The sequence below is a fragment of the Deinococcus rubellus genome (assembly GCF_025244745.1).
Taxonomy (GTDB): domain Bacteria; phylum Deinococcota; class Deinococci; order Deinococcales; family Deinococcaceae; genus Deinococcus; species Deinococcus rubellus.
On sequence record NZ_CP104213.1, the window covers coordinates 1,372,501 to 1,385,000 of the forward strand.

A 12,500-nucleotide genomic window follows, 5' to 3' on the forward strand; every position below is an offset into this window, starting at 1 on the left:
GTGTTTGCGGTGCTTGACTTGGTTCTTTTTGAGGCGGGCCATGAGGCAGTGTAGCGGCAGAGTCAGACAGCTTAAAAGTCGCCCACGCCGCTGAGGCTCTGCATGATCAGAAGGGCGTCGCCGCTAGTCTTGACTTGCGTGAGGCTCTGGACGGCTCCAGCTATGCCCTGGGTGAACTTCTGGGCTTTGAGCACATCTTGAAAGTCACTGGGAATGGTGAAGCTGCCGTCGTCGCGTGCGGTGCAAAAGAAAAAGGGCATATTGCCCTGCTTGACGAAAAACAAGACCACTGCCGCAGGATCGTTGCTGGCTCCCGTCCAGGTAAAGTTGGTGGTCGAGGTAATGGTCTTGAGATCAGTGGGCTTCGTGAGACTGAACGCCGGATTGGGCACAGGGAAGGAAACGTCGGTAAAGGCTGGGAAACCGCCGGTCGCGCCAGGGACGCTCAGTGTCAGGTCACTCAGGCCGCTCAGCACCAGATTTCGGGCCTGGTAGACATAATTCGGTAGAGCCTGGGGCTGCATATCCATGCGCGAAATAGTAGCAAAGGCCATTCCGTTCTTCTTGAAGGTGATGGCGTCACCAGCGTCCAGCGGTCCATAAGAAGAATTTATGACCGGAGTAGTGAGCTGGATAAGGGCATTAACGCCGTCGCCGAGCTGGCAGGTGTCCAGCGTGCTGGGATCCGGCGATTTGGGCAGGGCCGTAGGGCTGAGAGTTCCAAACTCGGCCATTACGCCGCTGTTGGAGTCGAACTTGATGGCCTGCACCAGTCCCACTTTGGTATACAGCTTTTCAGTAGGTGGGTTCTGGCCGCCGGGAGGCGTGGTCGTTTTCTGCCCGCAGGCGGCGAGTACGAGGGCGGCTAAGGGGAGGGCCAGCAGCAGATGCTTTTTCATTCCGGCTCCTTGATCACGCGCGGCGGGCGCGGTGAGACGAGTCTAAGCATGGGGCGTTAAAACAGCGTCAAAAAGCTGGTGGCTCCACTAACCGGAGCACGCTGCACGCCGCTCCTATTTGCCGACCCCTTTCCTCCGCTAGACTGGAGGGATGCAGGTTCGGAACTTCTCCATTATCGCCCACGTTGATCACGGCAAGAGCACCCTGGCCGATAGAATCCTGGAACACCTCGGCGCGATGGGCGAGCGCGACAAGCGCGCCCAGACGCTCGACACCCTGGAGCTGGAGCGCGAGCGCGGCATCACTATCAAGTCCACCCCGGTCCGGCTCAATTACACCCGCCCCAACGGCGAGCAGTACATTCTCAACCTGATCGACACCCCCGGCCACGTGGATTTCAATTACGAGGTCTCACGCTCGCTGGCCGCCTGCGAGGGCGTGCTGCTGCTGGTGGACGCTTCGCAGGGTGTGGAAGCCCAGACTATCGTCAACGCTTATCTGGCCATCGATTCGGGGCTGGACATCATTCCGGTGGTCAACAAGATCGACCTGCCCGCCGCCGACCCGGAAGGTGCGGCGCAGGAACTCGAAGAAGTGGTGGGCATTCCTGCCGCAGACGCCATCTTCGCGTCCGGTAAGACAGGCCAGGGCGTGCCGGAGATTCTGGAAGCCATCGTGGAGCGTATTCCCTCGCCGCCCGGCGACCCCGACGCGCCGCTCAAGGCCCTGATCTTCGACTCGGTGTTCGACGCCTACCAGGGTGTGATCGTGTTCGTTCGCGTACTCGACGGCACCATCAAACCCAAGGACAAGATCACCCTGTTCTCGACGGGCAAACACTTCGAGGTGGACAAAGTGGGCACCTTCAGCCCCGGCCTGGTGGTCGGCGACTCGCTCACAGCGGGCGACGTGGGCTGGGTGGCGGCAGGCGTGAGGGACATTCACGACGCCCAGGTGGGCGACACCCTGATGGAGCGCGAGCGGCCCATCACCGACCCGTTTCCCGGCTTCAAGCCCGCCCAGCCGGTCGTGTTCTCGGGCCTGTATCCCACCGACACCGAGATGTACCGCAAGCTGCGCGAGGCGCTGGAAAAGCTCAAGCTCAACGACGCGGCCTTTTCCTTCGAGCCGGAAACCAGTGAGGCACTGGGCTTCGGCTTTCGCTGCGGCTTCCTGGGTCTGCTGCACGCCGAGATCATTCAGGAACGGCTGGAGCGCGAGTACGACCTCGATCTGATCGCCACCGCGCCTGCCGTCATCTACCGCATCACTTTGAATAACGGTGAGATCTTCGAGACGCAGAACCCGGCCCAGTTCCCGACCCGTGACCGGGTCAACCTGATCGAGGAGCCGTATATCCGGCTCTCGGTGATGTTGCCGGAAGAGCATGTCGGCCCGGTGATGCAGCTTCTTCAGGAAAGGCGCGGCAGTATGGTCACCATGAATTACCTCGGCAAGCGCGTCGAGCTGGTGTACGAGGTGCCGTTCGCCGAGATCCTCTACGATTTCCATGACCGCCTCAAGTCCATCTCGCGCGGCTACGCCAGCATGGACTACAGCATCACCGGCTACCGCGAGGGCGAACTGGTGAAGGTGGACATCTACGTGAACAACGAGATCGTGGACGCGCTGGCCGTCATCGTCCACGAGGACCGGGCCTACCCGCTGGGCCGCAAGATCGTGGACAAGATGGCCGAGGTCATTCCGCGCCAGATGTGGCCGGTGCCGATTCAGGCCATGATCGGCGGCAAGATCATCGCCCGCTCCACCGTCAAGGCGTTTCGCAAGGATGTGCTGGCCAAGTGCTACGGCGGCGACATCAGCCGCAAGAAAAAGCTGCTGAACAAGCAGAAGAAGGGCAAGGCCCGCATGAAGCAGATCGGCACCGTGGAAGTGCCGCAGGAAGCTTTCCTGGCCGTGCTCAGTACTGAGGACTAAAGTAGCCTGAACGCCCACTGGGAACATGCAATGGGCCGTTGCCGAAAGAGAGCCTACGAGCCGTCCCCACCCCCGGTGAATCCGCCCATCGGGGGGCTTGACATGTCAGGTGAAACCCGTCCGAATGTGAGGTTTCTGTCATACAGAGATTTTTAGACTGCCTTTAGATGACCGCCTCTCAGTTCTCGTTTCAACCTGAACGCTGGAACACCCTGCGGGCACAGTTCGCGGCGGTCATCTTCGCGCTGGCCTTTTTGCCGAACCTCACCCTGACCCTGATCGTGAGTGGTGGCAACTGGAGTCTGGGGCTGACGCTCTGGACGCTGGGAGTGGGGGTGCTGTCCGCCGTCATCGGGTATGTGCTGGCGGCGGCGATGCTGGGGCCACTGATTCGGCTGCGGGCCGAAGTCGAGCAGGACGATGTGGAAGTGGACGGTCCGGCGGGCGATCCGGGCGAGGTCCGGGCGCTGCGTTCAGCGTTCACTGGTCTGCTGCTGCGCCTCGGCACCGAGCAGGCGCGGCGCGGCGCATTTATGGCGACCCTGGTTCACGACCTCAAGACACCGCTGATCGCCACCGGCCACCTGACGCGGCTGCTGATCGGCACCCACCTCAGCGAACCCGAGCGGCTGGACGTGGGCGGGCAGATGCTGGCTGAGAACGCCCGCTTGCTGGCACTGGTGCAGCAGATGGCCGATGCCCACCGTTTCGAGCGCGACGCGGTGCAACTCTCGAAGCGGCCCACCGAACTGCGCCCGTTGCTCGACGTGCTGGCCGCCCGGCTGAGTGCTGCGGCTGCCGCGCGCGGCGTCATGATCCGGGTGGGCGGTCAGGCGCTGGCCGAAGTGGACGCGGCGGTGCTGGAACGCGCCCTGCTCAACCTGACTGATAACGCCCTGCGCTACGCCGCTACTGAGGTCCGTCTGGAAGTACGGCAGGTGGGCACTGCGGCGGAGCTGAGCGTCAGTGACGACGGCCCCGGCCTGAGTGGGGCGCTCGACGAGCTGGCCCAGCCGTTCAACGCCCAGCCAACCACCATCGCCGGGCAGCAGTACACCGCCGGAACCGCTGGTCTGGGGCTCTTCATTGCCCGCCGCATCGCCCAGGCCCACGGCGGCGACCTCCATTACCACCGTCAACCCGCTCCGGACCTCCTGACCGGGCTCCCTGACTCTCCACCTTCCGCCCGCCTTGCCGCTCCCGCCCAGGACCTCAGCGTCCTGACCCTGATTCTTCCGGAGGTTTCCCATGAAACTCGTGATTGCTGACGACCACCCGCTGTTTCGTATCGGCCTGAAGTACGCGCTGCGTGATCAGGGCTTCGAGGTCCTGGCCGAGGCCAGTGACGGCCTGGAAGCGCTTGAAGTCATCCGGCAGTTTCGGCCCGACGCGGCGCTGCTCGATGTCAAGATGCCCGGCCTGACCGGCATCGAGGTCTGCGAGAAGTTGCGCGCCACCAATCCCGATGTGGTGAGCGTGCTGATCACGACCTTTGCCGAACCGGCCATCGTGCAGGCAGCCCGCTCGGCAGGGGCACGCGGCTACCTCAGCAAGGAAACCGCTCCCGCCGAACTGGCCCGCCAGCTGCGCGAGATCGTGGCGCATCCGGAAATCGACCGCCTGCCCAAAGTCGAGGTGCCGCGCCTGACACCGCGCGAGGGCGACGTGCTGCCGCTGCTGGCCAAGGGCTACAGCAACAAGGAGATCGCCCGCAGCCTGGGCGTCAGCCCCGATACCATCAAGGACCATCTGGCCCGCCTGTATACCAAGCTGGGTGCCCGTGACCGCACCGACTGCGTCAGCCGTGCCCGCGCCCTGGGATTGATCGGCTAAAGCGCCCGGTCTTCGCCCGCTGCCTGGCCCTTCCTCCTCTCCAGAACACCACTGCACTTCAACGCACGGGGCCGCCCCCATCCATTATTGGCTGCCCCCAGAGACAAAAAACAAAGAGCTGCGGGGAACAGACTTCGGTGCTGTTTCCCGCGTTTGTTTGGGCCGTTCACCAACCTGAAGTACCCAGGCGCGACAATGCCGGACATGCTCAAGTCTGCCCTGGCAAGTCTGGCGCTGCTGGCCTGCCCACCCGCTACACTGGCCCTGATGATGCGAAACGCCGCGTCCACCACCACCGTTCTGGAGTCTGCCGACTTCGGCGTGGCCACGATGCAGGGTCTGGTGTTGCAGCAGGGCCGACTGACGCTCGTGCCGGGAAGTAAGCTGGGCACCCTCTCCGGCAGCGTGGCAAGTCTGGGCGCTTACGACGAGCTGATTCCCTCGTGGAACGGCCTGACACCCCCTGGAAGCAGCCTCACGCTGGAAGTCAAGCCCGCTGGGGCCAGCCGCTTCTACTCGTTCGGTACCTGGCAGAGCGCGGCGGGACGCACGAGTCTGAACGGGCAAAAAGACAGCTTCGGGCAGATCATGACCGATACCTTGCGCCTGTCGAGAAAAGCCAGCGGCTTCGAGTACCGACTGACCTTGCGGGCCAGCGGCGCGGGTCCCAGTCTGAGCTTGCTGGCCTTCAACACCTCGGACCGCTCTCAGCGGATGGCGTCGGCAGGCGCAGCGGGCGATAAGGTACGCTGGAACAAGGTGCTGAACGTGCCACAACGCTCGCAGATGCTCTACAAGGACGGCGGCGAAGTGTGGTGCAGCCCGACCAGCACCAGTATGATTCTGGCCTACTACAGCGTGAACATCAGCGTGCCGGACGCGGCCAGAGCGACCTACGACGCGGCCTACGACGGCACCGGCAACTGGCCTTTCAACACTGCCTTCGCTGCCGAGCACGGCTTGCGTGCCCTGGTGACCCGGCTTCCCAATCTGCGCGAGGCTGAGCGCTACATTGCTGCTGGCATTCCGCTGGGCGTCAGCCTGGGCTGGAAGGCGGGCGAGTTGCCGGGGGCCGCCGTGCCGTCGAGCAGCGGGCACCTGATGGTGCTGGTGGGCTTCGATGCGCAGGGAAATCCGGTACTGAACGACCCCGCCGCGCCGACTGATGCGGGCGTGCAGCGCAGCTACCCCCGCGCCGCCTTCGAGCGGCTGTGGCTCTCGCACTCCGGCGGGCTGGTGTACCTGATCAGTAGACCCGGCCAGGCGCTGCCGCAGTAACGGATACAGAAGGTGCGTTTTCCTGCCGCCTGCCCGCACTGCCGCCGAGAGATGCAGGCCGAGTACACCGATTCCGGTATTCACGATCTGAGCTGCCCGCACTGCGCCGGGAAATTTACCATTTACCTGCGCAAGCACAAGTTCGAGATGCTGTTTGACCTCGGCACACGGGCACTGATGGACGGCTACGCCCGTGAAGCGGTGGCGAGCTTTGCGGGCAGTCTGGAGCGCTTCTTCGAGTTCTATACCCGCGCCGCCACCCTGGAGCGGGCCGCCGGGAAAGGTGAGGACTTTGCCGCCGCCGCCGCCCGCCTGGACACGGCCTGGAAGCTGCTCTCGGCCCAGAGCGAGCGCCAGATGGGGGCCTTTGCGCTGGCTTATTTGTGGCGCGAGGGCGCAGCGCCCGATTTCCTGAGTACCCAGGCGCTCGGCTCCGACTTTCGCAACCGGGTGATTCACCGGGGCTACCTGCCGCAGAGAACCGAGGTGGACGCGTACGCCGCCCGTGTGTTTGCCCTGATTGACCGCCTGCTGACCCAGCTGGGCGAGGCCGCCGCCCATGCCCAGTTGGAGCAGGAACTGACCTACGCCGCGCATCTGGCTGCGCAGCCGAGCGAGGTGATTGCCGTCTTCGAGGAGCATCCCGGCATGTTCCGGGTGAGGCGCTTCGGCGGACAGGTGGCTGCCAAAACTGGGCAGGCCAAGAATCTGCCGAGCGGCCCGGCCAACGACGCGGCGGCTTTTCAGGCCGCTTTGCAGGAAAGGGGAGAGTTACTTGGAAAGGTGTTCGGGAAGGGGTGAGCGAGGAGTTCAGCTCTTTAAAAACCCTTCCACCAGATCCAGCAGGCGCTTCGGTTCCTCCACATTCGGCAGGTGGCCCGATTGCTCCAGAATTTCTAGCCGTGCGTTCGGAATCAGCTCCGCGATAAGTTCCCCCTCGGCCACCAGGTTGAGGATGTCGTGCCTCCCGCTGATGACGAGCGTCTGGGCGGTGATCTGAGGCAGCACCGGCCTGAAATCGAAACCTGCCAGGGCCTGACTGGCGGCGTCGGCCTGCTGGGCGTCGAGGGTCAAACCCTGCTCTGCTTGTTTGCGGCTCCATTCTGCCTGCGCCGACCTGATACTTTCCGGCGTGGACGGTGCGAAGATGTGCGAGAGCACCAGGGCCTGAATCTCGTCGTGGCTGAGGCCACGCACTTCCTCCGCGTGCTCGGCGATGAAGCGCGCCACCGAGGACGTTTTGCCGTTGGATTTCGGCACCACCAGTACCAGTTTGTGAACCCGCCCAGGTTGCTGTGAGGCGACGCCCTGCGCGATGTAACTGCCCGCCGACGTGCCTATCAGAAAGACGCCCGGCAAGTTTAAGGCGTCCATCACGCCCAGCACGTCGTCAATGTGGTCTTGCAGCGTGTAGTGGGATGGCTTGTCCGAGCGGCCATGTCCCCGGCTGTCGATGGCGATCACTTCAAACGACTGGCTCAGCTGCTCCATTTCCGGTTGCAGCGCCGTGAGGTTGCTGGTCAGGCCGTGCAGCATGATGACGGGTTGGCCCTTACCTGTGCGCTGAACGTTCAGATTGACGCCGTTGATCTGCATGAATGAGGGTATCCCGCCGCGTCCAGACCGAAGTGAACCGCGTCCCTGGAAGCGTAAACTCTTCCCATGACTGCCGCTCCCACCATCCGCCAGGTGCTGCTGACCTGCCCGCTCGACTGTCCCGACGCTTGCCGATTGAAGATCACCATTGAGCGCGGCGCAGACGGCCTGGAGAAAGCGGTGAAGCTGACTGGCGACCCTGACCACCCGATCACGCGGGGCTTTGCCTGCGCCAAGACGGTGCATTACCCGGCCCGTCAGAACCACCCGGAGCGCCCCCTCTACCCTATGAAGCGCGTGAACGGAGAGCTGACGCGCGTCAGTTGGGAGCAGGCACTGGACGAGATCGCCGCCCACCTGCGCGACGTGCTGGCAAGGCGCGGCCCCGACGCTGTTTTGCGCTACCACTACGCTGGAACGATGGGCCTGATGGAGGGCCACCATATTCACGGGTTTTTCCGCGCCCTGGGAGCGCCGGAGCTGGACGAGACCATCTGCTCCACCGCTGGCACCGAAGCCTGGCGGCTCGGCTACGGCCCGCGCTACGGCGTGCTGCCCGAGGATGTGGCGCACGCCCGAACCATCGTGCTGTGGGGCATCAACAGCCTGAGTACCAACAGTCACCTGACGCCCTTCATGACCCAGGCCCGCAAGAACGGCGCGAAGATCATTCACGTCGATCCCTACCTCAACAAGACCGGGCGCTACGCCGACACCCATCTCAAGCTGCGCCCGGGCACCGACACGGTGCTGGTGCTGGGTGTGGCCCGTGAGATCATGGCGCAGGGCTGGGCTGACGAAACGTACATCCGCGAGGCCACTCAGGGGTTTGAAGAGTTCCGTGCCGAGGCTGAAGGCTGGACGCTGGAGCGCACCGCCGAAACCACCGGCCTGAGCGCCGAGCAGGTCGCTGAACTGGCCCGCGCCATCTCGCAGGACAGCCCCACCTACATCCGCGTCGGCTACGGCATGACCCGGCACGAGGGCGGCGGCACGGCCCTCAGGGCGGTCACGCTGCTGCCCGCGATCACCGGCGACTGGCGGCGCAGGGGCGGCGGCTGCACCCTTAGTACCTCGGGAGTGTTCCACCTCAACCGCTCACGGCTGGGCGCAGCCCACCTGATCAGGGAGGATGCGAAGCACGTCAACATGAACGAGCTGGCGGGCGCGCTGGAACCATCTGCCGGGTTCGAGGCGGCCTTCATCTATAACTGCAACCCGGCGGTGGTGGCCCCCGACTCGGCGCAGGTTATTGCCGGACTCCAGCGCCCAGACCTCAAAGTGATTGTGCTCGAGCAGGCCATGACCGAGACGGCGCGGCTGGCTGATTATGTTTTGCCCGCCACCACCTTCATGGAACATGCCGACATCTACACCAGTTACGGCCACTCATGGCTTGGTTACAACCCCGCCGAACTGGACGCGCCCGGCGAGACGCGGCCCAATTCCTGGGTGTTCCAGCAACTCGGCGAGCGGCTGGGCCTCACTGAGCCGTCACTCTTCTGGACGGTGGACGACCTGCTGACGGAAGTGCTCGACACCGGACACCCGTTTCTGGAAGGCATCACGCCGGAAGCGCTCAAGGCTGCCGGAACACTGCCGCTCAAGCTGCCGGACGGCTGGCTGCCCTACGCCGATGGTGCGCCGACGCCCAGCGGCAAGGTGATGTTCACGCCCGCCCCGGTCTACTGTCCGGCCGCCGAACTGAACGCCGAGTATCCGCTGCGGTTGCTGACGCCGCCTGCCCACCATTTCCTCAACAGTACCTACGGCATGCTCGGCAACCTGACCAGAGCCGAGGGCACTGAGCCGCACATCCTGGTGCATCCCGCTGATCAGGGTGAACTTGTCGGCGGTCAGCTGGCCCGTATTGTCAGCGAGACGGGCCAGGCCGTGCGCCGGGTCCGCATCACGGACGAGGTGCAGCCGGGTGTGGCGGTGGTGGAGGGCAGCTGGTGGGGCCTGAGCGCTCCCGACGGCCAGAGCATCAATGCCGTGACCGCCCAGACGCTGACTGACCTGGGCGGCGGGAGTACCTTCCACAACACGCGGGTGCGGCTGGAGCGGGCCGAATAAAACAACACCCCTCTCAACCAAATGGAGGGGTGGACACGAGCGGAGGCGTTACAGTGCCCGGACCAGCGTCCCCTGCGTGTCGATCGGCAGGTCCAGAATCCGCCCCTCCAGCCCGTTGCGCTTCATCACGCTGCCGAGGAAGCTGTGCAGCCGCGCCGTGTCATGCCTTGTGTCGTGGAAGCACAGCACGGTTGGTCCCGCGCCGGAGAGGGCCGCGCCGAGTGCGCCGTGCTTGTGGGCTTCCTCCAGAATATCGCTGAGGCCCGGCACCAGCGGCGCGCGCCAGATCTGGTGGATGTAGTCCTGCATGGCGTGCTGCAACAGGTCCAGTCGTCCGGTAGCGAGTGCCGCCGCCAGCAGTGCCGAGTGGGATAAGGCGTGCACCGCGTCGGCGCGCGAGTACTCGGTGGGCAGCACGGCGCGGGCCTTGCTGGTGCTGAGTTCAAAGTCGGGGATCAGCACTGTGACGCCCAGGTGGTCAGGTGGTTCTAGCCGGACATGGTGGGTGCCGAGCTTGTCCAGGGTCGCCACCACGATGCCGCCGTAGAGCGCCGGAGCCACGTTGTCAGGGTGGCCCTCCTCGCGGGCAGCCACGTCTAGCAGGGTCTCGTCGCCCAGCGGCTTGCCCAGCAGGATGTTTCCGGCCACGATGCCTGCCACCAATGCTGCCGCGCTGCTGCCCAGGCCGCGTGCCAGCGGCACTTCAGTTTCGATTTCTACCCTGGCAGGCGGCAGGGTCAGCCCCGCCCGTCTGGCACTCAGCAGCATCGCCCGGTACACATAATTGCTCTCGTCAGCAGGGGTGCCCTCCAGCTCAGCTCCCAGCGGCACGACCTCGGTGCGGGCCTGCGGCGTCACCCGCAGGGTGGTGTAGAGCGGCACGCTCAGGCCCAGGCTGTCGAAACCGGGGCCGAGGTTGGCGCTGCTGGCCGGGGAGCGCACCTCGAACGGCTGGCCGAAATCCGCCATTAGCGCAGGGCCGAGAGCACCGAAGCCAGGTCGGCGCTGGCCTGCGTCGGCTGCACCTTCACGGCTTGCAGGGCGATGTTGGGGTCTTTCAGGCCGTTGCCGGTCAGCACCGCGACCACCTGAAGGCCTGCTGCGAGCTTGCCTGCCGCATGCAGCTTGATCAGCCCGGCAATCGGCGCGGCGCTGGCCGGTTCGCAGAACACCCCATCCTGGGCGACCTTGCGGTAGGCGTCCAGAATCTCATCGTCAGTCACCATGTCGAACAGGCCCGCACTTTCGTTCACTGCTTGTCGGGCCAGGATGGCGCTGGCGGGTGCGCCGATACGAATGGCCGTCGCCAGCGTCTCGGGTTCGTCCACCCGTGCCAGGCCGCGTGCCAGCGGGGCCGCGCCCGCCGCCTGAATGCCCCACATGCGCGGCAGCGTGTCCATTTTGCCGTGCGAACGGTACTCCCGGAAGCCCTTCCAGTACGCACTGATGTTGCCCGCGTTGCCCACCGGCAGGCACAGGATGTCCGGCGCTTTGCCCAGCGTATCTACCACTTCAAAGGCCGCCGTCTTCTGGCCTTCCAGCCGGTAGGGATTGACGCTGTTGACCAGCGCGATGCCCTCGCTGGCCGAGATCTCTCGCACCAGTTTCAGCGCCTCGTCGAAGTTGCCGTCAATGGAGATGATTTTCGCGCCGTACATCACCGCCTGCGCCAGTTTGCCCAGCGCGATGCGTCCATCGGGAATCAGTACGTAGCACTGCATGTCCATGCGGGCAGCGTAAGCGGCAGCAGCGGCGGAGGTGTTGCCGGTCGAGGCGCAGATGACGCTGCGTGCGCCTTCCTCGGCGGCTTTGGCCACTGCCATCACCATGCCCCGGTCCTTGAAGGAGCCGGTGGGATTGAGGCCCTCAAATTTGAGGTGCAATTCGATACCCAGTTCACGGCTGAGCTTGGGCGCATGAATCAGCGGGGTGTCACCCTCGTGCAGGCTCAGGGTGGGCGTCTTGTCGGTGACCGGCAGATAACTGCGGTAAGCGTCGATGATTCCAGGCATAACTTCCTCCGTGTCCGCACGTCTTTTCCGGGCAGCCACTGGTGTTTGTACCAGGGCCCGCACGTCACGGCAGCTCAGGACATGCTACACGGCGGCAACGTGACGGCTCAAGTTAAAGTCGAGACAAGTCCGTGCTGCGGGGAGGGCCGTTCAGCTTGGCGTCAGCTTCGCGGTCATTTTCCGACCTCCCCTTTAAGTGAAGTTGACCCACTCCTTATGCGGTCTTCAAGCAGTCTTCAAAAGGTACGCTGCCTTACACTGAAACCGGGTGCGTCGCCTCATTCTCAGTTCACAACGAAAGCGGCGCACCATAAAGGTGCTGAAGCCGAACTCATCAATCGTTGGAAACAACGCTCAAGGAGGAAAAGAACATGGGTTGGATTATTACGATTCTGGTGGGTGCTCTGTGCGGTTGGCTGGCCAGCATGATCATGAATACAAATCAGCAGCAGGGTGCAATCGCCAACATTCTGATCGGCATTGTCGGCGCGTTGCTGGCCCAGTGGGTTTTTGCCAATCTTCTGCACATCGGCGGCGCGAATGTCGCGGGCAGCGGGTTTAGCTTCTGGAGCATCGTCTGGGGTGTGGTCGGTTCCGTGATCCTGATTGCCATCCTCAAGGCCGTCAAGGTTCTGCGCTAACAGCATTTCCTCTCACTACCCGGCCAAGTGCCGGGTTTTTTGTTGGCGCTTCCTTTTCCTTCCAGGCGGCGGTGTGCTACACTCTCAAGGCTTGCCTGCCGACAAGGCCGGGCTGAATAAGGAGTTTTCATTATGTCTAAAGTGTGTGAACTGTGCGGTAAGGGGCCGATTGTCGTCAACTCGGTGACCCGCCGGGGCAAAGCTCGGGCGGCAGGCGGCGTGGGCC

Annotated in this window: 13 protein-coding genes (2 of these 13 only partly in view); 8 read left to right on the forward strand and 5 right to left on the reverse strand. The window is 64.0% G+C overall.

Translation table 11 applies throughout. From position 1 onward, the window contains the following. Positions 1-42, reverse strand: the 5' end (the start) of a protein-coding gene (locus N0D28_RS07200; RefSeq protein ID WP_260561687.1) for a DsbA family protein. 702 nt of this gene lie to the left of the window's left edge; the window shows 42 of its 744 coding nt (coding positions 1-42); the start codon lies at positions 40-42; the stop codon falls past the left edge of the window. A gap of 29 nt (positions 43-71) precedes the next feature. Continuing rightward, on the reverse strand, positions 72-899 hold the full coding sequence (locus N0D28_RS07205; RefSeq protein ID WP_260561688.1) for a hypothetical protein: 828 nt from the start codon (positions 897-899) through the stop codon (positions 72-74). Positions 900-1,050: 151 nt separating this feature from the next. Between N0D28_RS07205 and lepA the strand changes: the two genes are divergently transcribed. The 5 genes from lepA (at position 1,051) to N0D28_RS07230 (ending at position 6,750) form a co-directional block, all read left to right on the forward strand. After that, positions 1,051-2,838, forward strand: coding sequence for a translation elongation factor 4 (gene lepA, locus N0D28_RS07210; protein WP_260561689.1), 1,788 nt, complete (start codon positions 1,051-1,053; stop codon positions 2,836-2,838). 167 nt (positions 2,839-3,005) lie between these two features. Then, positions 3,006-4,106: a sensor histidine kinase gene (locus N0D28_RS07215; RefSeq protein WP_260561690.1), complete on the forward strand. Its 1,101-nt coding sequence runs from the start codon at positions 3,006-3,008 to the stop codon at positions 4,104-4,106. Then, on the forward strand, positions 4,087-4,671 hold the full coding sequence (locus tag N0D28_RS07220) for a response regulator transcription factor (RefSeq protein WP_260561691.1): 585 nt from the start codon (positions 4,087-4,089) through the stop codon (positions 4,669-4,671). Before N0D28_RS07215 ends, N0D28_RS07220 begins: the two co-directional genes overlap by 20 nt. Before the next feature lie 204 nt (positions 4,672-4,875). Then, complete coding sequence (locus N0D28_RS07225; protein ID WP_260561692.1) at positions 4,876-5,949, forward strand: C39 family peptidase; 1,074 nt, start codon at positions 4,876-4,878, stop codon at positions 5,947-5,949. 12 nt (positions 5,950-5,961) lie between these two features. After that, positions 5,962-6,750: a hypothetical protein gene (locus N0D28_RS07230; protein WP_260561693.1), complete on the forward strand. Its 789-nt coding sequence runs from the start codon at positions 5,962-5,964 to the stop codon at positions 6,748-6,750. A gap of 9 nt (positions 6,751-6,759) precedes the next feature. Here the strand turns inward: N0D28_RS07230 and N0D28_RS07235 are convergent, their stop codons facing one another. After that, entirely contained in the window at positions 6,760-7,545 is a 786-nt protein-coding gene (locus N0D28_RS07235; RefSeq protein ID WP_260561694.1) for an alpha/beta fold hydrolase, read from the reverse strand. 66 nt (positions 7,546-7,611) lie between these two features. Between N0D28_RS07235 and N0D28_RS07240 the strand changes: the two genes are divergently transcribed. Next, positions 7,612-9,621 (forward strand): molybdopterin oxidoreductase family protein, encoded by a 2,010-nt coding sequence (locus N0D28_RS07240; RefSeq protein ID WP_260561695.1) that lies wholly within the window; start codon positions 7,612-7,614, stop codon positions 9,619-9,621. 48 nt (positions 9,622-9,669) lie between these two features. Here the strand turns inward: N0D28_RS07240 and thrB are convergent, their stop codons facing one another. Further along, complete coding sequence (thrB, locus tag N0D28_RS07245; RefSeq protein WP_260561696.1) at positions 9,670-10,590, reverse strand: homoserine kinase; 921 nt, start codon at positions 10,588-10,590, stop codon at positions 9,670-9,672. After that, entirely contained in the window at positions 10,590-11,633 is a 1,044-nt protein-coding gene (gene thrC / locus N0D28_RS07250; RefSeq protein ID WP_260561697.1) for a threonine synthase, read from the reverse strand. The genes thrB and thrC overlap by 1 nt, the downstream gene beginning before the upstream one ends. A gap of 371 nt (positions 11,634-12,004) precedes the next feature. Here thrC and N0D28_RS07255 point away from each other — a divergent pair, with 371 nt between their 5' ends. Continuing rightward, positions 12,005-12,274 carry a GlsB/YeaQ/YmgE family stress response membrane protein gene (locus N0D28_RS07255; RefSeq protein WP_260561854.1) on the forward strand — a complete coding sequence of 90 codons (270 nt, stop codon included), beginning with the start codon at positions 12,005-12,007 and terminating at the stop codon, positions 12,272-12,274. A gap of 132 nt (positions 12,275-12,406) precedes the next feature. After that, a protein-coding gene (gene rpmB / locus N0D28_RS07260) for a 50S ribosomal protein L28 (protein ID WP_260561698.1) crosses the window boundary here: on the forward strand, positions 12,407-12,500 show its beginning. 128 nt of this gene lie beyond the right edge of the window; only the first 94 of its 222 coding nucleotides appear in the window; it begins with the start codon at positions 12,407-12,409; the stop codon falls past the right edge of the window.